Source organism: Pseudomonas sp. LBUM1672 (assembly GCF_059695655.1).
Genome location: NZ_CP166781.1, coordinates 603,129 through 629,554, shown reverse-complemented (window position 1 = coordinate 629,554; position 26,426 = coordinate 603,129). Strand labels below are relative to the sequence as shown.

The following is a 26,426-nucleotide window of genomic DNA, read 5'->3' as shown; positions in this document are numbered from 1 at the left end:
CACACAAAACAAGGCAAAGCATCAATTTGGTGCTACAGAAAAATCCCCGCACCATTCCAGTTCAAAATCCTGCAACATTCTGAAACATCCACTACGCTCCGACAGGTATTTCCTACGTATCGCCCGATTGGCAAGCCCCTTGCTCTAGCCTGAGCATTGTCCATTGCTGGAAGCCTCCCGATGCTGGTGATTCATCGCAGAATCGACCCTCAACCCGTCTGGGCCGCCGAGTTGCACCTGACCTTCGAAGCCCGGAGCAAAAGCCGTTTGCGCTGTTTCAGTGCCGAAGGCGAGGACGTCGGTTTGTTTCTGGAGCGCGGCCAGCCGCCGCTGTATGACGGCGAATGCCTGCAAGCCGAAGACGGGCGTATCGTCCGTGTCTGCGCGCGGCCCGAACAACTGCTGCATGTCACCTGCGCCAACGCCTTCGAACTGACCCGCGCCGCCTATCACTTGGGTAATCGCCACGTCGCCCTGCAAGTCGGTGATCGCTGGCTGCGCCTGCTCGACGATTACGTGCTCAAGGCGATGCTCGAACAGCTGGAAGCCAGGGTCGAACACATCGAGGCCCCGTTCCAGCCGGAACACGGCGCCTATGGCGGCGGCCATCACCATTCCCGCCACGGCGACGATGATTTCAACTACCCGCCGAAACTGCACCAGTTCGGCGTCCGTTTATGAACCCGGCCTGGGCGCTGCTGCGCCTGGCCAGCCCACAACTGCCGATTGGCGGCTACAGCTACTCGCAAGGCCTGGAAATGGCTGTGGATAACGGCCGGGTGAACGATGCAGACAGCGCGCGACGCTGGATCAGTGATCAGTTGTTGCTGAACCTGGCTCGTTTCGAAGCGCCGCTGCTGCTCGCCCATTGCACCGCCGCCGTTGATGAGAACTGGGCTGAGTTGCTGCAACGCTGCGAAGAACACCGCGCCAGCCGGGAAACCCGCGAGTTGCATCAGGAGAGCCGGCAGATGGGCTATTCGTTGCAACAACTGCTCAACGGCTTGCCGGAACTCGATGCGCCGGCCCGCGCCTTTCTCGAACAGCGCACCGAACCGCACCTGGCGCTCGGCTGGGCATTGGCCGCTCGCGCCTGGCAAATCAGCCCCCAGGACGCGCTGGCCGCGTGGCTCTGGAGCTGGCTGGAAAACCAGCTGGCGGTGCTGATGAAAACCCTGCCGCTCGGCCAGCAAGCCGCGCAGCGCCTGACCAGCGAATTGCTGCCGCTGCTGCAACAAGCCCAGCAAGACGCCACCCGAATCAATCCCGAACACTACGGCAGCGCTGCGTTCGGCCTGTCCCTGGCGTGCATGGCCCATGAGCGCCAGTACAGCCGTCTGTTCCGTTCCTAGGCCCTTTCAATTTGGAGAACCACATGAACACACAACCCCTGCGCGTCGGCATTGGCGGCCCGGTCGGCTCCGGCAAAACCGCCCTGACGCTGGCGCTTTGCCTGGCCCTGCGCGACCGCTACAACCTGGCCGTCGTCACCAACGACATCTACACCCGCGAAGACGCCGATTTCCTGGTGCGCAATGAAGCCCTGGCGCCTGAGCGCATCATCGGCGTGGAAACCGGCGGCTGCCCGCACACGGCGATCCGCGAAGACGCCTCGATCAACCTCGAAGCGGTGGATCAACTGAACCGCCGTTTTCCGGGCCTGGATCTGATTCTGGTGGAGTCCGGCGGCGATAACCTCTCGGCGACCTTCAGCCCGGAACTGTCCGACCTGACTATCTACGTGATCGACGTCTCGGCCGGCGACAAACTGCCGCGCAAGGGTGGGCCGGGGATCTGCAAATCCGACCTGCTGGTGATCAACAAAGTCGACCTCGCGCCGCTAGTGGGCGCGTCGCTGGAGATGATGGACAGCGACACTCAACGCATGCGCAACGGCAAGCCGTTTGTCTTCAGCAACCAAAAAACCGGTTTGGGCCTGGAAGCAATCATCGCCTTCATCGAACGCCAAGGCCTGCTGACCGCAGCCTGATGACGACTTATCAACAAGGAAGCTTATCCATGACACTGAAACGCATCCTGGGCGCCATGGCGCTGCTGCTGACCCCGGCCATCGCCTTCGCTCACCCAGGCCATGGCGATAACGGTTTGCTCGCCGGCATCAGCCACCCGATTGGCGGCCTCGATCACTTGCTGGCGATGGTGGCGGTGGGTTTGTGGGCGGCGCAGCAGAAAGGCGCCGCGCGCTGGGCGCTGCCGTGCACGTTCGTTGGCATCATGCTGATTGGCGGGTTGCTGGGTTTTGAAGGACTTAACCTGCCAGCGCTGGAAAGCGGCATCGCGGCGTCGGTGCTGGCGTTGGGCCTGGCCGTTGCCTTGGCGGTGCGCCCGCCATTGAGCGTGGCGGTCGGTGCGACTGCGTTGTTTGCGCTGTTCCATGGGGTGGCGCATGGGCTGGAGCTGCCGGACATGTCGAGTCCTTGGGCCTATGCCGCAGGTTTTGTGGCGGCGACGGCGGCGTTGCATGCAGCGGGTTATGCGGTGGTGCGCGTGCTGCCGCAAGCGGCGGCGCCGTTGGTTCGATTGGCGGGGGCGGCTTCGGCGGCGACTGGTGTGTGGTTGTTGGCGGGCTGATTCTCTAAGGCTTGAACCGGCCTCATCGCGGGCAAGCCCGCTCCCACAGGATATTCGCCGCCAGCACAGCTCGTGTGAATACCGATGATCCTTGTGGGAGCGGGCTTGCCCGCGATATCGTCCGAACAGACACCGCCTCTCTCAGGCCTGCTAACATGTCGCGCAATCAACCCTGCCGTGACGACGCCAGCCAATGCCGCCTGTTTCCCGCTCCGCCTCCCAGCCTGAATTGACCGCCCTGTTCGCCTCGGTGCAGCAGCATTTCCAGGACGTGATCGTGCCGCTCTGGCAAGGCCCCGGCTGGAATGCCGACATGGCGTTGCCTTATGAAGCGCTGGACGCCGGGCACCAGCCGCTGCCCCCTCAGCGTTACCGGGCCATGGCGTGCGCGCGGCAGCTGTATCTGTTTTCCAGTCTGATCGGCCAGGTGCCGGCCGCCGAGGAGCGCGCCGCGGCGCTGTTCCGTTCCTTGCAACAGCATTTCCACGACGCCGAGCACGGCGGCTGGTTCTACAGCATCGACCCGCAAGGTGCGCCGCTGGATCAGCGCAAAGACCTCTACACCCATGCCTTCATCCTGTTCGCGTGCGCCCATTACTGGGAAAAGGTTCGCGATCCGCTGGTGGAATCGGTGCTCAATGCCACGCTGGAAGTGCTGGCGCAGCGCTTCGCCACGGGCGACGGCCTGTATGAAGCCTGCCTCGACCGTGACTGGTCCTCGCTCGACTCCGGCCCCCTGCAAAATCCCTTGATGCATCTGGCGGAAGCGTTCCTCGCAACCCTGTCGGTGCGCGAAGACACCGCCGTGCAACGGGCGCTGGTCGAGTTATGCACAGCCATGCAAAAGCGTTTTATCGACCCGCAACACAGCGTGTTAATGGAGAAACCGCTGGGTGCTGTGGATAACTGGTTTGAGCCGGGTCATCAGTTCGAGTGGTATTTCCTGCTGGAGTCTTCGTCGTTGCTGCGCGGCTCAAAACTGCATGCTTCGCTGGAGCGTGCGTTTGTGCTGACCGAACAATCGGGCGTCGATCCGCAAACGGGTGCAGTGGCAGCGATGCTCGATCTGAATGGCTCGGCGAAGGATGCCACCCAACGCATCTGGGCCCAGGCTGAATACCTGCGTGCGCTGACTTTGCGACCGGACAGCGAAGCCTCCGTGCAACGCCAATTGCAGGCGTTGCAACAGCGCTTTCTGCATGTGGGCGGCTGGTATGAGTGTCGTGATGAGCAGGGCGAAGTCAGCCGCAAGGACATGCCGTCGACCACGCCTTATCACTTGGCGACTTGCTATCGCGGGCTGGTCGATTATCTCGGTTGACTCTGTGGCGAGGGGGCTTGTCGGAACGCAGCATCGCCCCGTTCGGCTGCGAAGCAGCCGCAATTCAGCCATCAAAATCTGCCGGAAAGCATGCGGCCAATAGGTTTTAGGGCTGCGGCGCAGCCCAACGGGGGCAAGCCCCCTCGCCACAATTAAGCCTTGTTATTACGCTCAATCGCAAACCCGGCCCACGTCTGGCTCACCGGCATCAGCTCCAGGCTGTTGATGTTGATGTGCGCCGGCGCATTGAGCACCCAGAAAATGGTCTCGGCGATGTCCTGCGGCTGGATCGGCTCGGCACCGGCGTAGGTCGCGTTGTAGCGCTCTTGGTCACCGGCGAAACGCACCAGCGAGAACTCACTCTCGCACAGGCCCGGCTCAATATTGCTGACGCGCACACCAGTGCCTTGCAGGTCGCAACGCAGGTTCAGCGAGAACTGTCCAACGAATGCCTTGGTCCCACCATAAACATGGCTGCCCGGATACGGATAGTTGCCGGCGACGGAGCCGAGGTTGACGATACCGGCACCGCGACCGTGGGCAATCAGGCGTGGCAACAGCAGGCGAGTGGCGTACATCAGGCCTTTGATGTTGGTGTCGACCATGGTGTCCCAATCGTCGAGGTCGCACTTCGGCGCCGGGTCAGCGCCCAGTGCCAGGCCGGCGTTGTTGATCAGCCCGCGCAGCTTGGCGAAGGACGGCGGCAGGTTGGCGATCGCCTCCTCCATGGCCTTGCGATCACGCACGTCGAGCACAAGGCCATGCACCTCGGTCTGCTTCGACAACTCGGCGCACAGGGCGTTGAGACGCTCTTCACGACGCCCAGTCAGCACCAGTTTCCAGCCGGCATCGGCAAAACGACGGGCACAGGCTTCACCAAAACCGGAAGTCGCGCCGGTAATAAACAGGGTGTTGGACATCGTGTTCTCCTTGCTTCGGCTGACGGTCAGCCATTGGAATAGAAAATCAGCTGGCAGCATGCCCGGCCCCGCTCTCACGGGCAACCATCGTATTTTTGTATGAAAAGTAATCAATCATGGCAACGCCTTGCCCGGCGTGGCCTGCAGCTATGTACGCGCACGTTATCCACAGGCAGGTCCACAATTTCCGGGGGCAAGTGGAAAAGCTGGGAGCCGCTATCCACAAGGCTTTGCGGGCAGATTACAAAGTTTTTCGCTTGACCCTCAGGTGCCAGCGGTGTAGCCCATGGCATTTTGCACGATGGGCCGATCAAACCGACGATGGCGCCAAGCCAGTAACTACGGCCCTCAGCCGAGTCTTTCCAGAGTTTAACCACAGACTTATCCACAGGCAGGCTGAGCACATTTCGGGCCACTTTAGTCACCAACAAAAAGGTTGACAAAGCCTGCTCCGGGTCAAGCAAAAACGCCTGATCAAAAAACAACCACATCGCTGCAAGCCACGGATTCAAAGGCTCTCAAGCAGCTACTCCCACGTTATTCACAGCCAGTTCCACAGTAAACGGGGACAAGTCAAAACCGTGACAAAACAACTATTTGCAGCGGCTTTATGTCGCGCTTTGAGAGCTTGTGAATATTGTTTTCCACAATTTCCGGAAAGCACACCGTGGACACCTGTGGGAGCGGGCTTGCTCGCGAAAGCGGCGGCACATCTGGCATCAATGTGACTGATAAGCCACCTTCGCGAGAAGCCCGCTCCCACATGGGAATTGAGGTGTATAGAGGATGTAAAAAGCCCCGGCGATTGCTCGTCGGGGCTGTGGATATTCCGGCAGCGTTTCAGTGCCCGCCGAGATAAGCGTTACGCACCTCCTCGTTGACCAGCAGCTCCTTGCCGGTGCCGGTGATGCGGATCTCACCGTTGACCATCACGTACGCCCGGTCCGACAGTTTCAACGCGTGGTTGGCGTTTTGCTCGACCAGGAAAATGGTCATGCCGGTACTCGCCAGTTCCCGCAGGGTCGCGAAGATCTGTTTCACCACGATCGGCGCCAGCCCCAGGCTCGGCTCATCAAGCAACAGCAGCTTGGGTCGGCTCATCAATGCACGGGCGATGGCGAGCATCTGTTGCTCGCCGCCGGACATGGTCATGGCGCGCTGGTTACGGCGTTCCTTGAGCCGCGGAAACAGCTCGAACATGCGCTGCATGTCCTCGGAAGCGTACTTGTCACCGATCGGGATGGTGCCCATCAGCAGGTTCTCCTCGACGGTCATGTCGGGGAACACCCGCCGGCCTTCAGGCGACTGAGCGATGCCGTTGGACGCGATGTAGTGCGACGACTTGTGGGTGATGTCCACGCCCTGATAAATGATCTGCCCGTCAGCCGCCCGCGGCTGGCCGAAGATCGACATCAGCAGGGTCGACTTACCGGCGCCGTTGGAGCCGATCAGACTGACGGTTTCACCTTCTTCGATATGCAGCGAGACTTTTTTCAGGGCCTGGATCGGCCCGTAAAATACATCCAGATCCTTGAGTTCGAGGATGGGTTGGCTCATAGCACCACTTCCTCTTCATCAGCGCCCAGGTAGGCCGCAATCACTTTCGGGTCGTTGCGAATCGCATCAGGTCCGCCCTCAGCGATCACGATGCCGTGGTCCAGCACCACGATGTGGTCGGAAATGCTCATTACCATGCCCATGTCATGTTCGATCAGTACCACGGTCAGATCGTGCTCGTCGCGCAGCAGCCGGATCATCGCGCTCAGCGCTTCGGTTTCCTGAGGGTTGAGGCCGGCAGCCGGTTCGTCGAGGCAGATGATCTGCGGCCGGGTGCACATGGCCCGGGCGATTTCCAGACGACGCTGTTGGCCGTAGGACAGTTCACCGGCCAGACGGTTGGCGCAGTCCACCAGATCCACCACTTCCAGCCAGTAGAAGGCGTGGTCCAGCGCATCGCTTTCGGCTTTGCGGTAGCCCTTGGTATTGAGGATGCCGGCCAGCATGTTGCGGTTGACCCACATGTGCTGGGCCACCAGCAGGTTTTCCAGTACCGACATTTCCTTGAACAGGCGAATGTTCTGGAACGTACGCGCCAGCCCGGCACGGTTCACCAGGTGGGTGCCACCGAACATCTTGTAGCGCATCCGGGTGATGAAGCTTTTCGGCGAAACGAAATCCGTGGCTTTGAACGATTCGCCCAACAGCTGGATGACATCGGTGCGCTCGCCACGGGTATTGAGTTCGATCTTGCCGCCGGAGGCCTTGTAGAACCCGGTCAGGCAGTTGAACACGGTGGTCTTGCCGGCGCCGTTGGGGCCGATCAGGGCGAAGATCGAGTTGCGATGCACCTTGAGGCTGACATCGCTCAACGCCTTGATGCCGCCGAAGTGCATCATCAGCTTCTCGACCGAGAGTACGACTTCGCTCATGGCGCTACTCCTTTACGCGGGGTCACACCGGTACGGCTGATCCGAATCAGGCCGCGCGGTCGCCAGATCATCATCAACACCATCAACACGCCGAACAGCAGCACGCGATATTCCGCAAAGCCGCGCAGCAGTTCCGGGGCAACCGTCAGCACGAAGGCTGCAATCACCACGCCGATGGTCGAGCCCATGCCGCCGAGTACCACGATGGCGAGGATCAGGGCCGATTCAAAGAAGGTAAACGAGGTCGGGTTGACGAAGCCTTGATAGGTGGCGAAGAACACTCCGGCCAGGCCGGCAGTCGATGCACCAATGGTGAACGCCGAGAGCTTGACCAGTACGTGGTTCAGGCCCATGGAGCGGCAGGCAATTTCGTCTTCACGCAGGGCTTCCCAGGCGCGGCCGACCGGCATCTTGACCAGACGATGCTTGATGTACAGCACGGCCAGCACCACCAGGAACAACACCGCGTAGATGAAGTAGTACTTCACGTCCGGGTTATAGGCGATGCCGAAGAACTCATGGAACGGGACACCGCCCTCCTTCGCACGCTTGCCGAACTCGAGGCCGAAGAACGTCGGCAACGGAGCTGCCATGCCATTCGGGCCGCCGGTCAGGGACAGCCAGTTGTTGAGCACCAGGCGAATGATTTCACCGAAACCGAGGGTCACGATCGCCAGGTAATCACCGTGCAGCCGCAACACCGGGAACCCGAGGATGCAACCGGCCAGGCCCGCGGTGATCGCTGCCAGCGGCAGCACCGTCCAGAAACCCAGCCCGAGGTATTGATAACCCAGCGCCAGGCCGTAGGCACCGATGGCGTAGAACGCCACATAACCCAGGTCGAGCAGACCGGCCAGGCCGACCACGATATTCAGGCCCAGGCCCAGCAATACGTAGATCAGCCCGAGGATCACCACGCCCAGCAGGTAAGAGTTGGAGAAAAACGGGAACACCACAGCAACGAGGATCACCAGCGGGATGATCCAGCGCAACCGGGATTTGTAATCAGGCGGCAGTACATGAACCCCGGAGCCGGTGCTTTCAAAGCCTTCAAGAATCTTCAGGCCCTTGGGCGTTTGCAGGAACAGGCTCAGGGCAAATCGGCCAGCCATGACGATGGCGACAATCCACGCCACCCGGGTCGTTTCCATATTGAAGCCGTAGCCGTCGAGGACCACGCCGACAATCGGGCCGAACACAATCAGGGCGACAAGGCCGGCAAGAATCGCGTCAACCAGGCTTCTTTTGAGATCAATGGTTTTTTTAGTGGTTGAAGACATCGCTTACACCTTCGACACAAGAGGACGGCCGAGCAGGCCTTGGGGCCGAAAGACCAGAACGAGAACGAGCAGCGAGAAGCTGAAGACGTCTTTGTAGTCCGAGTTGACCAAACCGGAGAACAGCGACTCGGAAATCCCGAGAATGATCCCGCCGAGCATCGCGCCAGGCAGCGAACCGATGCCGCCGAGTACCGCCGCAGTAAACGCCTTGATGCCGATGATGAAGCCGGCATAGAAGTCGAACGTGCCGTAGTTCATGGTGATCAGCACGCCGGCCAGGGCCGCCATCGCTGCACCGATGATGAACACGTAGGAAATCACGCGGTCGGTGTTGATCCCCAGGATCGAGGCCATCTTGCGGTCTTGCTGGGTGGCGCGGCACATGCGGCCGAGCTTGGTGTACTTGATGATGTAGGTCAGCAGCGCCATACCGGCGAATGCAGCAATCAGGATGAAGACCTTGGTGTAGGTCAACTGCACGAAACCGGTGCCGATTTCGACGCGCCAGGCTCCCGTCAGCAAGGTCGGAACACCTTGTTGTTTGGCACCTTGGGCGATCTGGGCATAGTTCTGCAGGATCAACGAAATCCCGATGGCACTGATCAGCGGTGCCAACCGGGTGGAGTTACGCAGGGGCTTGTAGGCGACGCGCTCGATGACCCAGCCATACACCGCCGTAACCACGATGGTGAAGATCAAGGTGCCGAGCATCAGTAGCGGGAAGGATTCAATACCGAAGTATGCCAGCAGAGCCAGACTGATTGCCGCGAGGTAAGCGGAAATCATGTAAACCTCGCCGTGGGCGAAGTTGATCATGCCGATGATGCCATAGACCATTGTGTAGCCGATGGCGATCAGGCCATAGACCGACCCGAGGGTCAGGCCGTTGACCAGTTGCTGCAGGAAAATACCATCCATAACGCAATCTCACGCATTTGAGAGACTGCACAGAAGCCGGGTGCAACGGACCGGGGTTCAGCCGCCGAAGCAACTCGGTTGTGTGCAGCTCTACGAGAAAAGACAGGTACTGCACGGACATGTTGTTTGATTGCCCGGCGCACAGGGCACCGGGCAAATCAGCAGTTCATATCACTTCTGCTTTTCCAGTTGGTGGTATTTGCCATCCTTGTCCCACTGATAAACCACGTAGTCGGAGACTTTCAGGTCGCCCTTGGCGTCCCAGGTCTTCTCGCCCATCACGGTTTTGACCGGGTTTTTCTTCAGCCACTCGGCAGCTTTTTCGCCGCTGTTGGACTTGGCGCCGTTGAAAGCTGCAGCCAGGGTCTGAACCGAAGCGTAGGCGTACAGGGTGTAGCCTTCAGGCTCGGTGCCTTTTTTGCGGAACTCGTCCACCACGGTCTTGCTGTCTGGCAGCAGGCGTGGGTCGGCGCCGAAGGTCATCAGCACGCCGTCAACGAATTGCGGGCCGCCAGCGGTGGTTACCAGTTCGTCGGTCACGATGCCGTCATCGGACATGAACTTGACGTCTTTGAGACCTTGCTCACGCAGTTGACGAACCAGAGGACCGGCTTCCGGGTGCAGACCGCCGAAGTAGACGACGTCGGCGCCAGCGCCGCGGATTTTGGTGACGATGGTGCTGAAGTCTTTCTCGCCACGGGTCAGGCCTTCATACAACACAGGCTTCACGCCGCGTTTTTCCAGCTGGGCCTTGGTAGCGTCCGCCAGACCCTGACCGTAGGTGTCCTTGTCGTGCAGGACGACGACTTTTTTGCCCTTGAGCACGTCGACGATGTAGTCACCGGCCACGATGCCTTGCTGGTCGTCACGCCCGCACATACGGAACATGGCGCTCAGGCCGCGTTCGGTGACTGCCGGGTTGGTGGAACCAGGGGTGATTGCAATGATGCCCGCTTCGTCGTAGATCTCGGAGGCCGGGATGGTCGACGAGGAGCAGAAGTGACCGACCACGCCGGCGACTTTCTGGTTGGTCAGGTCCTTGGCGACCGTCACAGCCTGTTTCGGTTCGCAGGCGTCATCGCCCTTCACCAGTACGATTTTTTCCCCGTTGACGCCGCCCGCCGCGTTGACCGCGTCGGCTGCAGCCTGTGCACCCTTCATGTACTGCTCGCCAAATGCCGCGTTGGCACCTGTCATCGGACCCGCCACACCGATTTTCACATCAGCCTGTGCAAACGCAGAAACACCCAACGCAGTTGCCACTGCGAGGGCCAGAAAGCCTTTCTTGTAAAACGTCTGGGACATGAGGTGGTGCTCCAAGGTTTTTTTTTAGTTGGCACTGCGACTTCTCTAAATGCTCAGAGCAAGGGCCGTGCCATCGGTTTTTTATTCTGAGAAAAGTCGCTGCTTTATTGTTATTTCGACTGTTTCGATCCCATTTTCATTGGGCGTGCAACCGTCTAAACCGCGGAAGGTGAAACCATTTATTTATAAAGGCGCAACCCGCACGCGCCATCATTGCAACCGCGGCGCCAAACGACGTGCAACCAGCCTGTAACAACGTGCGTCACCGAAGTGCACACTGCTGGTGCGGTACTGCTACAACCCGCACCTTTTACAGGCTAGTCGCTGCGCGAAAAAGCGCCGCTTCCAGCAACAAATTTCAACAATCAAATAACGATCCGCAAGCACTGGCCTGCGTGATACAGCGAGAAACCGGCCTCGTACAGACAGCTGCGCAAACCCACCCCCGCCAGTGGCTGCATGGGAGCGAAGGGAATCGGTAGCGCCTGAGGATTTCCGTTACACAGATAATCGGCAAAAGCTTTGCCTACCACCGTTCCCGTCGTTACGCCCCGGCCGTTATACCCGGTGACTGCCACTAAACCGGGCGCTGGCTCGAATAAACGCATCAAGTGATCGGGGGTAAACGCAATGCAACCGGTCCAGGTGCATTCCCATTCCACAGGTTTGAGGTAAGGGAAATAGTGCTGCTGCACCCGATCGGCCCATGCCTTGAGGAACCAGGTCGGTTTCTGATTTCCATTGCCGAGGCTGCCGAGCAACAGGCGACCGTCCTTATCGCGACGAATACTGCTCAGTACCTGGCGTGTATCCCAGGAACCCTGGCCACCGGGCAGGATTTGCTGCGCGAAGTCTTCGGTCAGAGGAACCGAAGCCACTTGATAGTAATAGCCGGGGAAGAAATTGCGCCGCAGCTCCGTCCAGTCGCCTTCGGTGTAGGCGTTGGACGCGATGACCACTTGCTCGGCGAGCACCGAACCCTGAGCGGTTTGTACCGACCAGCGTTGGCCCTGCCGTTCGAGTCGGGTAACCGGCGAATGATCGAACAACTGACCGCCGAGGCTGATGGCCGCTTTGGCCAGCCCCGTGGTGTAGGCCATCGGATTGATCGTGCCGGCACGCTTGTCGAGCAACGCGGCGGCGATTTTTTTGGTGCCCGTCGCTTGTTCGCAGGCTTGTCCGGTCAGCAGTTCGACCGGCGCACCGCGACGTTTCCATTGTGCTTCACGACTGCGCAGATCGGCTTCGCCACGGGCGTTGTGCGCCATGTGCAGCGTGCCTTCGCGGCGTAACTGGCAATCGATGTTGTATTTGTCGACCAGGCTGAACACCAGGGACGGCGCGGCACCCAGCATGCGATTGAGCTGACTGCCAACCACTTCGCCAAACCCGGCTTCGATCTCGTCCGGTGGAATCCACATCCCGGCATTGACCAGCCCGACGTTGCGCCCCGAACCGCCGTGACCAGCGCGATGGGCTTCGAGCACGCACACCGTTTTGCCTTTTTCCAGCAGATGCACGGCCGCCGACAGACCGGTGAAACCGGCGCCGATGACGCAGACATCGACCTTCACTTCGCCCTTGAGCGCCGCGTTGTCAGGCCTTTGCGGCGTCAGTTTTTCCCACAGACACTCTTCGCGTAACGGCATTGCCAGACTCCAACAGAAACCTAACAAACAACAAAGCAAAAGCTTCGCGGGCAAGCCTCGCTCCTACAGGTGTTGAGTGATCCTGTAGGAGCGAGGCTTGCCCGCGAAGGGGCCTATCAGTCGAACGTGATGCCCTGAGCCAACGGCAACTCCAGCGAATAGTTCACGGTGTTTGTCTGGCGACGCATGTATCCGCGCCATGCATCGGAGCCCGACTCACGGCCACCGCCGGTTTCTTTCTCGCCACCAAACGCGCCACCGATTTCCGCGCCGCTCGGGCCGATGTTGACGTTGGCGATGCCGCAGTCGCTGCCAACCGCTGACATGAACTGCTCGGCTTCACGCACGTCGGTGGTGAAGATGCACGAGGACAGGCCTTGTGGCACCGAGTTGTTCAGGCGCAGCGCTTCGTCGAAGTCCTTGTAACCAACCACATACAGGATCGGCGCGAAGGTTTCGTTGCAGACCACATCGCTCTGCTCCGGCATTTCAACGATGGCCGGCGAGACGTAATAAGCGTTAGGGAATTTGTCTTCCAGCTGACGTTTGCCGCCGAACACCCGGCCGCCTTCGCTCAAGGCCTGTTCCAACGCGTCCTGCATGTTTTCGAAACTGTGCTTGTCGATCAGCGGACCGATCAGGTTGCCCTCAAGCGGATTGCCGATGCGAACCTTGGAGTAGGCAGCCTTGAGGCGGGTGACGATTTCTTCCTTCACCGACTCATGGGCAATCAAGCGACGCAACGTGGTGCAACGCTGACCGGCGGTGCCGACGGCGCTGAACAGGATGGCGCGAACGGCCATGTCCAGGTCGGCGCTCGGGGCGAGGATCATGGCGTTGTTGCCGCCCAGTTCCAGAATGCTGCGGGCGAAACGTGCGGCGATTTTCGGCGCCACTTCACGGCCCATGCGGGTGCTGCCGGTGGCGCTGATCAGCGCTACACGCGGGTCATCGACCAAGGCTTCGCCGGCATCGCGGCCGCCGATAATCACTTGGCTCAGGTGTGGAGGTGCGTCGCTGAAATTCTTCAGTACGCGGTCGAACAGCGCCTGGCAGGCCAGTGCGGTCAGCGGGGTTTTTTCCGAAGGTTTCCAGATCACCGGGTTACCGCAAACCAGCGCCAGCGTAGTGTTCCAGGCCCAGACCGCGACCGGGAAGTTGAAGGCGCTGATGACGCCGACGATGCCCAGCGGGTGCCAGGTTTCGCGCATATGGTGGCCAGGACGCTCGGAAGCGATGGTCAAGCCGTACAACTGACGGGACAGGCCGACGGCGAAGTCGCAGATGTCGATCATTTCCTGAACTTCACCCAGGCCTTCCTGAGTGATCTTGCCGGCTTCCCAGGAGACCAGCTCACCGAGATCCGCTTTGTATTCACGCAGGATGTCGCCCAGTTGACGCACCAGTTCGCCACGGCGCGGGGCCGGGACCTTGCGCCACAATTCGAACGCATGATCTGCACGACTGATGTGCTGCTCGACTTCAGCGGCACCTTCCCAGTTCACGGCGGCAATCTGGCTGCCATCGATCGGCGAATGCACCGGCACTTTGCCGTTCTGGTACAGGGCCGGGTTCACACCAAGACGATCAAGCAATGCGGCAACCATGGGTCACTCCTCAAGCAAAAAACAGAAAACGTGCAGCCGGATATTCACGGCTGATCAGACCTGTAGTTTTAGCTCCCCGGAGGTTACCCAACAAACGACCTTTAAGAGAGATATCATTCCGTTTATTCATGCTTTGAATTGCTGGCAGTAAAAGAAACAAGAAAAAGGACCGTCCATGCTGAATAAACGCTACTTGCCGTCGATCACTGCCCTCCAGTGTTTCGAGGCCGTCACCCGACATTTGAGCTTCACCCGGGCCGCCGAAGAGCTGAACCTGACCCAGAGCGCCGTCAGCAAACAGGTCGCGCAACTTGAAGAGTTGCTGCAGCACCTGCTGTTCCGCCGGGTGCGCCGACGCCTGCAAATGACCCCGGCTGGTGATTTGTACCTGGTGGAAGTACGAAAAATCCTCACGCAGGTCGAGATGTCGACCCATTACCTGCGTTCCTACGGCGGCGAAACCGAAGTCCTGCGCGTCTCGACGCCGCCGACCTTCGGCGCGCGCTGGCTTGTGCCACGCTTGAAAGGCTGGCGCCTGCGCCATCCCTCGATCCATCTGGACCTGTGCAGCGAACAGGAAGCCGACGACCTGCTGCAAGGTCGCAGCGACCTGGCGTTCTATTTCGGCCAAGGCTCCCGTCCCGGCACCGAATGCCTGAAGCTGTTTGGCGAGGAGCTTGTTCCTGTGTGCGCACCGGGCAGCCAGCCGGACACACCATTCACCGATCCGACACAGCTCACCGACCTCGTCCTGCTACAAAACGCCTCGCGGCCCCAGGCCTGGCACGACTGGTTCGACAGCCAGGGCTACCACACCGAACACAGCTACCACGGCCCGCGCTTCGAAACCTTTTACATGTGCATCCGCGCCGCCCAGGTCGGCTGCGGCGTGGCACTGCTCCCGCGTTTTCTGGTGGAAGAGGAATTGGCCGACGGCAAACTGGTCATACCCTGGCAGCACGCGATGCCCAGCACCGATGCCTATTACCTGGCGTACCCCGAGCATTCGGCGGAAGTGCCCAAGGTGCGGGATTTTGTGAAGTGGATGCTGGAGCAGATTGATAGCCCTGACACGTCCCCCCTTTGAAGCTCCGCACAAGGTTATGCGGCGATAAAAAAATTGCTGGCAATCCTTACTGCTGATATGCGCCACTAGCCCATTCATTGAACAGCTGAAACGTCGCGACCACGGGCCGCGTCAAGCCTGGAGAACCCCGTTATGAGCGAGAGCGTGTTTGGCGATCGCATCGTGCAGAACCTGCTCGACACCGATTTCTACAAACTGACGATGATGCAGGCGGTGCTGCACAACTACCCGAACGTGGAAGTCGAATGGGAGTTTCGTTGCCGTAACAGCGAGGATTTGCGCCCGTATCTGGCAGAGATCCGCTTCCAGATCGAACGTCTGGCGGAGTTGAGTCTGAGTGCCGACCAGTTGAGCTTCATGGAACGCATCAGCTTCATGAAGCCGGATTTCCTGCGCTTTCTCGGGCTTTTCCGCTTCAACCTGCGCTACGTCCACACCGGCATTGAAAACGGCGAACTGTTCATCCGCCTGCGCGGGCCGTGGTTGCATGTGATCCTGTTTGAAGTGCCGCTGCTGTCCATCGTCAGCGAAGTGCGCAACCGCTATCGCTACCGCGAAATCGTTCTGGAACAGGCTCGCGAGCAGCTCTACCGCAAATTCGACTGGTTGACCGCCAACGCCAGCAGCGACGAACTGTCCGAATTGCAGGTAGCCGATTTCGGCACACGCCGTCGCTTCTCGTTCCGCGTGCAGGAAGAAGTGGTGAACGTGCTCAAGCACGATTTCCCCGGGCGTTTCGTCGGCACAAGCAACGTGCATCTGTCACGGGAATTGGACATGAAGCCTTTGGGCACCATGGCCCACGAATGGATCATGGCGCACCAGCAACTCGGTCCACGGCTGATTGACAGCCAGATTGCCGCACTCGATTGCTGGGTGCGCGAATACCGGGGCCTGCTGGGGATCGCTCTCACCGACTGCATCACCATGGATGCCTTCCTCAACGACTTCGACCTGTTCTTTGCCAAGCTCTTCGACGGCCTGCGCCATGACTCCGGGGATCCGGTGATCTGGGCAGAAAAGGCGATCGCCCACTATCAAAAGCTGGGCATCGACCCGATGAGCAAGACCCTGACGTTCTCCGACAGCCTGACGTTGCCAAAATCCCTGGAAATATTCCGGGCGTTACGCGGTCGGATCAATGTCAGTTTCGGGATCGGCACCAACCTGACGTGCGATATTCCGGGTGTCGAACCGATGAGCATCGTGCTTAAAATGGCAGCCTGCAACGGCCAGCCCGTGGCAAAGATTTCCGATGAGCCTGGCAAGACTCACTGCAAAGACCCGAATTTCGTCGCCTATTTGCGACATGTTTTCAAAGTACCTGCCGCCCTTTCCAGTCCATCTGGCACCACTAGCAAGGAGTGAATTCATGCAAGCCGTACAGCGTGAGATTGCTGAGCAGCTCAACGTTCAACCGCCGTTCGCCGACCATGCCGCCCTCGAGGCCGAGGTCGCCCGACGGGTCAGCTTCATTCAGGAGTGCCTGGTCAATTCCGGGCTCAAGACCCTGGTGCTCGGCATCAGCGGCGGCGTCGATTCCCTGACCGCCGGCCTGCTGGCCCAACGCGCCATGCGTGAGCTGCGCGAGCAAACCAGCGACAAAAGCTACAAGTTCATCGCCGTGCGCCTGCCGTACGAAACCCAGTTCGATGAACACGACGCCCAGGCCTCGGTGGATTTCATCGCCCCGGACGAACGCCACACCGTGAACATCGGTCCGGCAGTGAAATCCCTGGCCAACGAAGTGGCCGCCTTCGAAGGCAAGCACGCGGTCTCGGTGGATTTCGTGCTCGGCAACACCAAGGCGCGGATGCGCATGGTCGCCCAGTACACCATCGCCGGTGCGGCGCAGGGCTTGGTGATCGGCACCGACCACGCGGCGGAAGCGGTGATGGGTTTCTTCACCAAGTTCGGTGATGGCGCCTGCGACCTGGCACCACTGAGTGGCCTGGTGAAAAACCAGGTTCGAGACATCGCCCGCAGTTTCGGCGCGCCGGAATCGCTGGTGGAAAAAATCCCTACGGCCGACCTTGAAGACCTGTCGCCGGGTAAACCGGACGAAGCGTCCCACGGCGTGACCTATGCCGAGATCGACGCATTCCTGCACGGCCAGTCGGTGCGTGAGGAAGCGTTCAAGATCATTTGCGATACGTACAAAAAGACTCATCACAAGCGCGTGATGCCGTTCGCGCCATAAGGACGTCTGCGCCTGTACCGACGCCTTCGCGGGCAAGCCACGCTCCCACAGGTATTGTGGTCGGACCCATTATCGGCATCCGGCACAATACCTGTGGGAGCGTGGCTTGCCCGCGATGAACGATGACTCGGTCAAATGTCAGGCACAAAAAAAGCGTCCCTCGCAGGACGCTTTTTTATGAGCGCGATTTAATTACTTCAGCGTAACCGTACCTTTCATCATCGAGATGTGGCCCGGGAACGAGCAGAAGAAACCGTACTTCTCGTTGGCATCGAGCTTCGACACGTCGAAGGTCACCGAGTCGGTTTCCTTGGCACCGATGATTTTGGTGTGGGCGATGACGCGTGCATCACCTTCTTTCAGGTAGTTCTTGTCGATGCCGGCAGCCAGGCCATCGGTGGCGATCGGCTGCATGTCAGCTTCTTTACTCAGCACCCAGTTATGGCCCATGACGTTTTTCGGCAAGCTGCCGGAGTGAGTCAGCTCGACGGTGAACGTCTTGCAGCTTTTGTCGATTTCGATGGCCTTGGTGTTGAAGGACATCTGATCGGTGGAGTCGACAGTGACCTTGCATTCGGCAGCCATCAGTTGGCTGCTGGCCAGTGTCAGCAGGGATACCGCAACAAGTTTGGCAAACATGGTGAATCTCCAAGGCAGGGTTAACAAAAGTGCGAATGGACAGAAGACTGCCTGAAAACTACGCAAGTTCCTATGACCTGAATCAAAAATTGTATACAACTTTCGGGCTATGACACCTATCGAAACAATCTACCAGCCAGACGTCTGGCCCGGCCCTATCATCAGGGCGTCAACCCTCATCTGGAGCGCCTGTCATGTCCATCAACAGCTTTTTGTGCAGCTTGCTCGCCGCTTATGCCTGTGGCGCCAGCGGCAGCTACGAAGCACCTGAACGCGAAGTTTAGACCTTGGAGCGCCGCGCGCCTGCCTTTACTCTGTGGCCATCCTGACCATGGAGTAAGGCATGTCTTTAACGTCCGTTTGTGTATTTTGCGGTGCCAGCACCGGCACCAACCCGGCTTATCGTGAAGCGGCTGTCGCCCTCGGGAGAGCATTGGCCGAGCGCAAGCTGACCCTGGTCTATGGCGGTGGCGCCGTCGGGCTGATGGGCATCGTCGCCGATGCGGCACTGGCGGCCGGCGGTGAAGTGATCGGGATCATCCCGCAAAGCTTGAAAGATAAGGAAATCGGCCACTGCGGCCTGACTCGCCTCGAAGTGGTCGACGGCATGCATGCGCGCAAGGCGCGGATGGCAGAGCTCAGCGACGCCTTCATCGCGCTGCCCGGCGGCCTGGGCACTCTGGAAGAATTGTTCGAAGTCTGGACCTGGGGCCAGCTCGGTTATCACGGCAAACCGCTCGGATTGCTGGAAGTGAACGGTTTCTACAGCAAATTGACCGGTTTTCTTGATCATATCGTCGGCGAAGGCTTCGTTCGCGAAGCGCACCGTGACATGCTGCAAGTGAGCGAATCGCCGCAAACCCTGCTCGATGCTCTGGACGCCTGGCAGCCGACAGTGGTGCCCAAATGGACAGAGCAAAAACCCAGCTAACGGCTCGGTACCGATACAGGGCAGAATATGCGCCGCTCAACCTCACCTTCGACCCCAGAGGATCGCCCATGGCTAAACCTAATTATTCCTTCGCCAAACGTCAGAGAGACTTGGCCAAGGAGCAGAAGAAAGAGGAAAAGCTTCAGCGCAAGAAAGCTACAGCTGAAGAAGAAGCAGCAGCACTGAACCCGGATGCCGAAGGCGAAGTGGCTACAGACGAAACTGAAGCACCGAAAGATCAGGCGCCCGACGCCTGAGACCCTCAGGGCCCGATGATCTGATCAGGCCCACCGGATCTGTGTCCAGGGTCAGCAGTTCCTTGCTGACCCTCACAGGCCAATCTGAAATACCCCATCCCGAACTGACTTTGCACAGCCCCCTGTGGGAGCGAGCCTGCTCGCGATTGCGGTGTGTCTTCAACATTAATATCGACTGACACACCGTAATCGCGAGCAGGCTCGCTCCCACAGGGGATTTTCGTCAATCCAATGGCATCACGGTGACGCGCACCTCGGGATCATGACTGCCGCCCCCCAGAATCACCCCACGCAACGGCGAAACATCGGAGAAATCCCTCCCCCAGGCCAAAGTGATGTGTTCGAGCGCGGGCTGCACATTGTTGGTCGGATCGAAGTCCACCCAGCCCAGCGCCGGGCAAAACACTGAAACCCAGGCATGAGACGCATCGGCGCCGATCAGTCGCGGTTGGCCGGGCGGCGGTTGGGTCAGCAGGTAGCCACTGACGTAACGCGCTGCCAGTCCACGTGAACGCACGCAAGCGAGCATCAGGTGAGCGAAATCCTGACAAACTCCGCGCCGCCGCTCCAGCACCTCCACCAGCGGCGTTGCCACTTGGGTTGCTTCGGCGTCGAAGGTGAATTCGCTGAAAATCTTCTCCATCAACGCCTGGACGCCCAGCAACAAAGGCCGCCCTGCGGGGAAACAACTTTCCGAAAAATCGACAAAGTTGCGTTTCAAATGCACGTAGGGCGATTCGAAGCGGTAACGGCAGGCTTCCAGCAACTCGGGTGAAAGTGGCTGACTGCTATAGGTCAGCGCGTTGCGGGTTTCTTCCCATGCGGTGGATTGATTGAAATCCAGCGCTGGCCGGGCCAGCACATCGACGGTGAGCCGGGCGTTGACCAGCAATTCGTCGTGCGGCCGCTCAAACGCCAACCGGGTGAGCGGATTGCCAAACACATCCAGCTCATCCCGGCGCGAGGTCGGGTCGGGGCTGATCTGCAAGTGCTGCTCGGTGCAGCGCTGCCAGGCACAGGCCCGCGGCCACAGGTGCGCGAGTTGCTGGGCCAGGGACACCGGACTGTCGTAGTGATAATGGGTGTCGTGGAGAATCTGGTAATGGGCGCTCATCAGACGGACACCGTGCGCTGGCTGACATCATCGACATGGGCGAAATGGCGCAGGGCCAGACGATCCGACACTTGCCCGCTGGCATCGGCGATCTCTTGCAGCAAATCGGCCAGCCCCTCGATGGCCGCGCGTACGCTGGCTTCGCCGAACAGCGAATTCTCCAGGCAGCCCAGATCGAAACGCGCCAGGCGCTCCACCAATTGCGGCAGACCCGCTTCCCGAGGTGCACCAAAATCATCGTTCAAGCGTTTCAACGTGCGGGTCACCAGTTTCAACTGGAACAGCACCGCATGCGGGTTTTGCTCGTCGAGCAGCAAAAGGTCCAGCACCGGAATCAACTGCGCTACCGCCAGATACCGCGAGCGGTAAGTGATGCTGCTGTTACCCAGTTCCAGCAGCCATTCCAGCCCGGCCTGATCAAAAGCACCGGCACCGCGCAGAAACGCCGCCAGGCTGGCACTGAGAAATTGCAGGCGCTCGATCCGCCGGCCAATCATCAGGAAACGCCAGCCTTCATCCCGGGTCATGTCGTCCAGAGCGAAACCGGACAGCGCCGCCAGTGACATCACCAGACGGTTGAGGAAATCCAGCAACTCGCCGAAATCCGGCTCTTCGGTTTCCAGCTCCATGGCTTCGCGCTGCAATTCCACCAGCGCCTGCCAGTTTTCCCGCGAGAGCTTGCCGCGTACTTGCGAGGCGGCCCACTGCAAGCGCTGCAGGTTGGAACGCAGGCTGAAGGGCCAATCATCGCCGAGTAACGCGGCCAACAACCGCTCGGCCAACTCGCCTTCGTCCGGCAACAGGTTCAGGCGCTCGCCGAGATCGACCGCCGCTTCCAGCGCCTGCGGGTCATCGCCATCGACGTAGCGCGCCAGCATGATCCGAAGCAGTCGCGCGCTGTCATCACAACGCTCGCAATAGCGGCCAAACCAGAACAGGTTCTCCACCACCCGCGACGGCAGGTACGGATCGCGTCGAACCAGGTCATGCACGCCGATTGTGCGTTGAGTTTTCCATTGCTCGCCGCTGGGCGGACGATCCCCCAACACCCAGGTGTCCTTGCTCGCACCGCCGCGCTGCATCGACACCACTTCGGCGTCTGCTTCAGCGGCAACTCGAGTCAAACCGCCGGGCAGAACTCGATAGCCGTCGCGACTGGCCACCGCATACACCCTCATTCCGATAGCGCGCGGTTGCAGCTGACCGTCCTCGGGCTGCCAGATCGGTGCCTGGGACAATTGCGCCAATTCTTGCGCCACATAGGCGTAAGGTCGCGCCTGCATGCGTTCAGCCAAAGCCTGGCGCTGTTTTTCACTCAGATCGCGTCCAAAGACAGGGGCGAAGCTTTGCGACGGGAAGGCTGGTTTGATCAGCAACTCCGGCAGCTTCTCCAGTGCCTGTGCCAGCACCGGCGCCTCGCCGCACCACCAGGTCGCAATGGATGGCAGGATCAGTTCTTCGCCAAACAGGAATTGATTGATCTTCGGCAAGAATCCCAGCAGCCCCGGCGACTCCAGCACACCGCTGCCGAGAGCATTGGCGACCAGCACCCGCCCCTGCCGCACGGCTTCGAGCAAGCCCGGCACGCCAAGGGCGGAATCGGTACGCAGCTCCAGCGGATCGCAGAAGTCATCGTCGAGCCGCCGCATGATCGCGTGGACCCGGCGCAGGCCACTGAGGGTTTTCAGGTAGACCGTGGCATCACGCACCGTGAGGTCGCCGCCTTCCACCAGTGGATAACCGAGCTGGCGCGCCAGATAGAGATGTTCGAAATAGCTTTCGTTGAAACGCCCCGGCGTCAACAGCACGATCAGCGGCGCGTCGTCATCGCTTGGTGCCTGACGGGCAAGGGTTTCCTGCAGCGTTCGGAAGAATCCGGCCAAGTGCTGCACCTTCAGGTCGCGGTACAACTCGGGAAAGGCCCGGGACACGATGGTGCGGTTTTCCAGCGCATAACCGGCACCGGAGGGTGCTTGAGTCCGATCTGCCGTCACCCACCAACGGCCGTCCGGCGTACGCGCCAGATCGACGGCGTACAAATGCAGAAAGGCCCCGTCCGGCGGCGTAATGCCCTGACAGGGCCAGAGGAAATTGTTGTGACCAAACACCAGTTCAGCCGGCAGCAGCCCTTCGGCAATCAAACGTTGCGGGCCATACAGATCAGCCAACACGGCGTTCAACAGCCGCGCCCGCTGAGCTATTCCGGCCGATAACTGTTGCCACTCATCCGCAGCAATCACATGCGGCAGCAAGTCCAGTTCCCACGGCCGATCGGCGCCCTTGGGGTCGGCGTAGACGTTGTAGGTGACGCCGTTTTCCTGGATCTGCCGGGTCAACAGTGCCTGACGCTGCACCAATTGCGCTGGCGTGCTGCGTTGCAATTGGTCGAACAACCGGCGCCAGTGCGGGCGCACCGCGCCGCTGTCGTCGAGCAGTTCGTGATAAGTGCCCGCCGTCAGCGGGTAGCGGTCAAGCAGGTCAGGCATGGAAAGCTCGGCAGACAGCAAAGAACGGTCAGACTAACGCAGGCTCATGACGCCCGGATAGACGAAAAATCCGAGCGTCGCGTACGGTTTAGAAACGTCGTAAATCGAGCGTCATCGGTAGCTCGTCGTTAATTTCCAGGATCGGTACAGGAAGTTTCCCCGGGCTGTGTCCGATGCGGAAGAAACGAGCCATTCGACGGCTTTCGGCCTCATTGGCGTTCACCGGCAGGCTGTCGTAGTTGCGCCCGCCGGGATGGGCGACGTGGTACTGACAACCTCCCAGCGAGCGCTGCATCCAGGTGTCGAGCAGGTCGAACACCAACGGCGCGTGGACCGGAATGGTCGGTTGCAGGCAGTTCGCCGGTTGCCAGGCACGGAAACGCACGCCAGCGACGAACTCGCCGACTCGCCCAGTCGGCTGCAAGGGCACCGGAACGCCGTTGCACGTCAGCAAATAACGCTGCGGCGCCAGGCCGGTGAGTTTGACCTGCAAGCGTTCCAGCGATGAATCCACGTAGCGCACCGTGCCGCCGACAGCGCCCTCTTCACCCAAAACATGCCAAGGCTCCAGCGCCTGCCGCACTTCCAGCTCGATGCCGCTGACGGCGTAATCGCCGACCTTGGGAAAGCGAAATTCCAGGTGCGCGGCAAACCACTCCGCCCGCACGGGATAACCGGCGGCATTGAGATCGACGATCACATCCGCGAAATCCTGCTCGATAAAGTGCGGCAACAGGAATCGGTCATGCAGCTCAGTGCCCCAGCGCGCCAGTTTCGGCGGCGCATAAGGCTCGCGCCAGAACCGGGCGACCAGTGCCCGCAGCAACAACTGCTGCGCCAGGCTCATCCGCGCATGCGGTGGCATTTCAAAGGCACGCAACTCGAGCAATCCAAGGCGGCCTGTGGCGCCATCCGGCGAATAGAGCTTGTCGATGCAGAACTCAGAGCGGTGCGTGTTGCCGGTCACGTCGATCAGCAAGTTGCGCAGCAATCGATCGACCAGCCATGGCGCGCACTCCTCGCCCGGCTCGGGCATCTGCGCAAAAGCGATTTCCAGTTCGTACAACGCATCGTTGCGCGCTTCATCGACGCGCGGCGCCTGGGACGTCGGGCCGATGAACAATCCGGAAAACAGGTAGGACAAGGACGGGTGGTTATGCCAGTAACTGATCAGGCTGCGCAGCAGGTCGGGACGGCGCAGGAATGGTGAGTCAGCCGGTGTCGCGCCACCCAGAACGAAATGGTTGCCGCCGCCGGTGCCGGTGTGCCGGCCGTCGATCATGAATTTCTCGGTGGTCAGTCGGGTCTGGCGTGCTTCTTCGTAGAGAAACTCGGTGCGCTCGACCAGCTCATCCCAGGTGGCGGACGGCTGCACGTTGACCTCGATCACGCCCGGATCCGGGGTGATGCGGAAGTTGCTCAGGCGCGGATCGCTCGGCGGCTCGTAGCCTTCCAGCAACACCGGGCAATGCAGTTCCTGCGCCGTGGCCTCGATCGCAGTGACCAGTTCCAGATAATCCTCGACCCGTTCCAGCGGCGGCATGAACAGGTACAACCGGCCTTCCCGAGCCTCGGCGCAGAACGCGGTGCGGGTCAGCCAATCGGCGGACTCATCGACCTCCAGATTCCGCTCGACCGCTTCGGCCGCTGCACCCGGGCTGTTCAACTGCTGAGTGTCCGGAAGCGCGGGGAATTCCTGGTTCGGGTCGTTCGGGTAGATGAACGGATACTCGGCCGCCTTCACCCAGGGCTGCGAAGCCAACGGCAAGCGATAACCCAGAGGCGAGTCCCCCGGCACCAATCGACAATGCTCGTCACGCAGGTACCAGCGACCGCTTTGCCACTGATCACCCCTGGCGGTGCGTGCCAGCGGCAGGACCTGGCCGATCACCTTGTCCAGCCCCTGGCTGAAGACTTTACGCAGGCGCGCCCGTTCCAGCGGTTCTTCGAGACGAGAGTCTTCGGCGCTGACGTTCAGCGGCAACGTACCTTCGCGCCAGAGGTAATAGAAATTGTCTTCGTAGGCCGGGAACACAAAGCGTGTCGGAATTTTCAGGCGTTCGGCAACACTCGAGAGAAAACGCCCGGCCAGCTCGCCATCGGCGCCGTAGTCTTCCTGTTCATCGGCAATCAGCGCGCTGTTGTGCCAGATCGGCACGCCATCGCGGCGCCAGTAGCAGTTGAGTGACCAGCGCGGCAGTTGCTCGCCGGGGTACCACTTGCCCTGACCGAAATGCACCAGGCCTTTGGGCGCGTAGTGTTTGCGCATGCGCTGGAACAGCTCAGCGGACAGGCGACGTTTGTCCGGCCCTAGCGCGGCGGTGTTCCATTCGGCGCCGTCCGGGTCATCGATGGACACGAAGGTCGGCTCGCCGCCCATGGTCAGGCGCACGTCGCCTTCCAGCAGGTCGGCATCGATCTGCCGGCCCAGCGCCTGGATCGCCAGCCACTGGTCTTCGGTGTAAGGCTTGGTGACTCGCGGCGCTTCCCAAATTCGCTCCACGGACATTTCGTGGCTGAACTCGCACTCGCACGGTTCCACCAGGCCACTGATCGGTGCCGCTGAGCCCGGATCGGGACTGCACGCCAACGGAATATGTCCTTCACCGGCAAACAGCCCTGACGTCGCGTCCAGGCCAATCCAGCCGGCACCGGGCAAATAGACCTCGCACCAGGCGTGCAGGTCGGTGAAATCCACTTCCGTGCCCGAGGGGCCGTCGAGGCTTTTGACGTCGGCGGTGAGTTGAATCAGGTAGCCGGAGACGAAACGTGCCGCCAGCCCGAGGTTGCGCAGCAGTTGCACCAGCAACCACGCCGAGTCGCGGCAGGAACCGGAGGCGTGTTCGAGGGTGTGCTCGGGGGTTTGTACGCCGGGCTCCATACGGATCAGGTAGCCGATGTCTTCGCTCAGGCGCTGATTGAGCGCCACGAGGAAATCCACACTCGGCAGCGGTGTGCGGTCGATGCCATCCAGATAGGCCTTGAACTTCGGCGTCAGGGGCAAGGTTTCCAGGTACGGTGCCAGTTCCTTGCGCTCGTCCGGGGCGTAGGTGAACGGGATCTTTTCGGCGTATGGCTCGAGGAAAAAGTCGAACGGGTTGAAGACCGCCATCTCCGCGAGCAGATCGACCTCGATCCGCAGCTCATTGGTTTTCTCCGGGAACACCAACCGCGCCAGGTAATTGCCCTGAGGGTCCTGCTGCCAGTTGATGAAATGCTGCTCGGGAGAGACTTTCAGCGCATAGGAGAGTATCCGCGTGCGACTGTGGGCAGCCGGGCGCAGACGAACGATCTGCGGACCGAGCTCGACGGCGCGGTCGTAGCGGTAATGCGTGACGTGGTGCAATGCGACATGAATCGACACGGCGTGCCTCCTGCGAGCCTTAAGCGTATCGGGAAAGCGCGCAAGACTTATGCCATCCAGCGGCAACGGCGCTTTCTTTGGTTGCTTGAGGCAGTACAGCACCAAAATCGGGCGATGCGGGAAATTGGTTCGAGGGAGTTGCACGCAAATGTTGCGGACAAACTGAATTTGCAGCGGCTGCACCTGCCCCATCGCGAGCAGGCTCGCTCCCACAGGGATCTGCGGCGAAATGCAATTTTGCTGGAAAACACTAAATCACTGTGGGAGCGAGCCTGCTCGCGATAGCGCCAGTAGCCACAACTGATCTGGCTCAGGTACACATCCGCT

23 protein-coding genes are annotated in these 26,426 nt (G+C 60.3%); 10 read left to right on the top strand and 13 right to left on the bottom strand.

Annotation, left to right across the window (positions count from 1 at the left end; genetic code table 11):
• The first annotated feature begins 180 nt into the window (after nucleotides 1-180).
• From ureE to ACA053_RS02785, 5 genes are all read left to right on the top strand, one after another.
• Nucleotides 181-681 (top strand): urease accessory protein UreE, encoded by a 501-nt coding sequence (gene ureE, locus ACA053_RS02805; RefSeq protein WP_497394493.1) that lies wholly within the window; start codon nucleotides 181-183, stop codon nucleotides 679-681.
• The gene (locus ACA053_RS02800; RefSeq protein WP_497394492.1) at nucleotides 678-1,352 is read left to right on the top strand and encodes an urease accessory protein UreF; all 675 of its coding nucleotides are present in this window, start codon (nucleotides 678-680) and stop codon (nucleotides 1,350-1,352) included. The genes ureE and ACA053_RS02800 overlap by 4 nt, the downstream gene beginning before the upstream one ends.
• 23 nt (nucleotides 1,353-1,375) lie before the next feature.
• Nucleotides 1,376-1,990, top strand: a complete 615-nt coding sequence (gene ureG, locus ACA053_RS02795; protein ID WP_109627732.1) for an urease accessory protein UreG — start codon at nucleotides 1,376-1,378, stop codon at nucleotides 1,988-1,990.
• A 29-nt stretch (nucleotides 1,991-2,019) separates the two neighbouring features.
• Nucleotides 2,020-2,592 carry a HupE/UreJ family protein gene (locus tag ACA053_RS02790; RefSeq protein ID WP_497394491.1) on the top strand — a complete coding sequence of 191 codons (573 nt, stop codon included), beginning with the start codon at nucleotides 2,020-2,022 and terminating at the stop codon, nucleotides 2,590-2,592.
• A gap of 193 nt (nucleotides 2,593-2,785) precedes the next feature.
• Nucleotides 2,786-3,913 carry an AGE family epimerase/isomerase gene (locus ACA053_RS02785; RefSeq protein ID WP_497394490.1) on the top strand — a complete coding sequence of 376 codons (1,128 nt, stop codon included), beginning with the start codon at nucleotides 2,786-2,788 and terminating at the stop codon, nucleotides 3,911-3,913.
• Between the two features lie 152 nt (nucleotides 3,914-4,065).
• Here the strand turns inward: ACA053_RS02785 and ACA053_RS02780 are convergent, their stop codons facing one another.
• From ACA053_RS02780 to amaB, 9 genes are all read right to left on the bottom strand, one after another.
• Nucleotides 4,066-4,833: an SDR family oxidoreductase gene (locus ACA053_RS02780; RefSeq protein WP_109627729.1), complete on the bottom strand. Its 768-nt coding sequence runs from the start codon at nucleotides 4,831-4,833 to the stop codon at nucleotides 4,066-4,068.
• A gap of 110 nt (nucleotides 4,834-4,943) precedes the next feature.
• The gene (locus ACA053_RS02775; protein ID WP_497394489.1) at nucleotides 4,944-5,345 is read right to left on the bottom strand and encodes a hypothetical protein; all 402 of its coding nucleotides are present in this window, start codon (nucleotides 5,343-5,345) and stop codon (nucleotides 4,944-4,946) included.
• Nucleotides 5,346-5,673: 328 nt separating this feature from the next.
• On the bottom strand, nucleotides 5,674-6,390 hold the full coding sequence (locus tag ACA053_RS02770; protein ID WP_497315262.1) for an ABC transporter ATP-binding protein: 717 nt from the start codon (nucleotides 6,388-6,390) through the stop codon (nucleotides 5,674-5,676).
• On the bottom strand, nucleotides 6,387-7,262 hold the full coding sequence (locus tag ACA053_RS02765) for an ABC transporter ATP-binding protein (protein WP_497315260.1): 876 nt from the start codon (nucleotides 7,260-7,262) through the stop codon (nucleotides 6,387-6,389). Before ACA053_RS02765 ends, ACA053_RS02770 begins: the two co-directional genes overlap by 4 nt.
• Entirely contained in the window at nucleotides 7,259-8,542 is a 1,284-nt protein-coding gene (gene livM, locus ACA053_RS02760; protein ID WP_109627726.1) for a high-affinity branched-chain amino acid ABC transporter permease LivM, read from the bottom strand. The genes ACA053_RS02765 and livM overlap by 4 nt, the downstream gene beginning before the upstream one ends.
• Before the next feature lie 3 nt (nucleotides 8,543-8,545).
• A complete protein-coding gene (locus tag ACA053_RS02755) occupies nucleotides 8,546-9,460 on the bottom strand; it encodes an ABC transporter permease subunit (protein WP_010464150.1) in 915 nt (304 codons plus the stop codon).
• 171 nt (nucleotides 9,461-9,631) lie between these two features.
• Complete coding sequence (locus ACA053_RS02750; protein ID WP_438659795.1) at nucleotides 9,632-10,765, bottom strand: ABC transporter substrate-binding protein; 1,134 nt, start codon at nucleotides 10,763-10,765, stop codon at nucleotides 9,632-9,634.
• A 365-nt stretch (nucleotides 10,766-11,130) separates the two neighbouring features.
• Nucleotides 11,131-12,414 (bottom strand): L-pipecolate oxidase, encoded by a 1,284-nt coding sequence (gene amaA / locus ACA053_RS02745; protein ID WP_497394488.1) that lies wholly within the window; start codon nucleotides 12,412-12,414, stop codon nucleotides 11,131-11,133.
• A 116-nt stretch (nucleotides 12,415-12,530) separates the two neighbouring features.
• Nucleotides 12,531-14,021, bottom strand: coding sequence for an L-piperidine-6-carboxylate dehydrogenase (gene amaB, locus ACA053_RS02740; RefSeq protein ID WP_461956999.1), 1,491 nt, complete (start codon nucleotides 14,019-14,021; stop codon nucleotides 12,531-12,533).
• 175 nt (nucleotides 14,022-14,196) lie between these two features.
• Here amaB and ACA053_RS02735 point away from each other — a divergent pair, with 175 nt between their 5' ends.
• The 3 genes from ACA053_RS02735 to nadE all read left to right on the top strand — a co-directional run bounded on the left by ACA053_RS02735 (nucleotide 14,197) and on the right by nadE (nucleotide 17,308).
• Nucleotides 14,197-15,108, top strand: coding sequence for a LysR family transcriptional regulator (locus ACA053_RS02735; RefSeq protein ID WP_497315255.1), 912 nt, complete (start codon nucleotides 14,197-14,199; stop codon nucleotides 15,106-15,108).
• A gap of 132 nt (nucleotides 15,109-15,240) precedes the next feature.
• A complete protein-coding gene (gene pncB / locus ACA053_RS02730) occupies nucleotides 15,241-16,476 on the top strand; it encodes a nicotinate phosphoribosyltransferase (protein WP_109627719.1) in 1,236 nt (411 codons plus the stop codon).
• Nucleotides 16,477-16,480: 4 nt separating this feature from the next.
• Nucleotides 16,481-17,308 carry an NAD(+) synthase gene (gene nadE / locus ACA053_RS02725; RefSeq protein WP_109627718.1) on the top strand — a complete coding sequence of 276 codons (828 nt, stop codon included), beginning with the start codon at nucleotides 16,481-16,483 and terminating at the stop codon, nucleotides 17,306-17,308.
• A gap of 192 nt (nucleotides 17,309-17,500) precedes the next feature.
• Here nadE and azu read toward each other — a convergent pair whose 3' ends face one another.
• Nucleotides 17,501-17,947, bottom strand: a complete 447-nt coding sequence (gene azu, locus ACA053_RS02720; RefSeq protein WP_109627717.1) for an azurin — start codon at nucleotides 17,945-17,947, stop codon at nucleotides 17,501-17,503.
• A gap of 343 nt (nucleotides 17,948-18,290) precedes the next feature.
• Here azu and ACA053_RS02715 point away from each other — a divergent pair, with 343 nt between their 5' ends.
• Both ACA053_RS02715 and ACA053_RS02710 read left to right on the top strand, forming a co-directional pair.
• Complete coding sequence (locus tag ACA053_RS02715) at nucleotides 18,291-18,878, top strand: cytokinin riboside 5'-monophosphate phosphoribohydrolase (RefSeq protein ID WP_497315250.1); 588 nt, start codon at nucleotides 18,291-18,293, stop codon at nucleotides 18,876-18,878.
• Between the two features lie 68 nt (nucleotides 18,879-18,946).
• A complete protein-coding gene (locus ACA053_RS02710; RefSeq protein WP_007947526.1) occupies nucleotides 18,947-19,135 on the top strand; it encodes a hypothetical protein in 189 nt (62 codons plus the stop codon).
• A gap of 223 nt (nucleotides 19,136-19,358) precedes the next feature.
• On the opposite strand, the gene ACA053_RS02705 is transcribed toward ACA053_RS02710, so the two are convergent.
• The 3 genes from ACA053_RS02705 to ACA053_RS02695 all read right to left on the bottom strand — a co-directional run bounded on the left by ACA053_RS02705 (nucleotide 19,359) and on the right by ACA053_RS02695 (nucleotide 26,099).
• Nucleotides 19,359-20,249 carry a transglutaminase family protein gene (locus ACA053_RS02705; RefSeq protein WP_497394487.1) on the bottom strand — a complete coding sequence of 297 codons (891 nt, stop codon included), beginning with the start codon at nucleotides 20,247-20,249 and terminating at the stop codon, nucleotides 19,359-19,361.
• Entirely contained in the window at nucleotides 20,249-22,735 is a 2,487-nt protein-coding gene (locus ACA053_RS02700) for a circularly permuted type 2 ATP-grasp protein (protein ID WP_497394486.1), read from the bottom strand. The genes ACA053_RS02705 and ACA053_RS02700 overlap by 1 nt, the downstream gene beginning before the upstream one ends.
• A gap of 88 nt (nucleotides 22,736-22,823) precedes the next feature.
• Entirely contained in the window at nucleotides 22,824-26,099 is a 3,276-nt protein-coding gene (locus tag ACA053_RS02695; RefSeq protein ID WP_497394485.1) for a transglutaminase family protein, read from the bottom strand.
• Nucleotides 26,100-26,426: the final 327 nt, after the last annotated feature.